Annotated in this window: 1 protein-coding gene; it reads right to left on the bottom strand. The window is 41.9% G+C overall.

Translation table 11 applies throughout. The annotated features are described in order from the left end of the window. Positions 1-291: SdrD B-like domain-containing protein (locus tag ACVC5O_RS00350; protein ID WP_452219470.1), on the bottom strand; the 291-nt coding region annotated here is incomplete at both ends.

Below are 291 nucleotides of genomic sequence, written 5' to 3'. Positions count from 1 at the left end.
GTAGCATCACCTAATGGAAGGTCTGTTGCTGTCCATGTTCCATCTGCTCCAGTGGTTACTGTTGTAACTGTTCCGTCTGCATCTGTAATTGTAACATCTACTCCTGCTATTCCTTCTTCACCTGCATCTTGGATACCATCTCCATTTGTGTCTTCGAATACTACTCCTGTAATATCTCCTAAGATTGGTGCATATCCATCGTTTGTAGATGCTGTTGTACCATCAACTACTGTTACCGTTTCTGGATCTGATCCGGTTGTTGTTAATGTTGGATCAATATCTGCTGGTAAT

The sequence above is a fragment of the Lacinutrix salivirga genome, from assembly GCF_053604675.1.
Note: the sequence above shows the minus strand (reverse complement) of the source record. Positions and strands in the feature narration are given on the sequence as shown.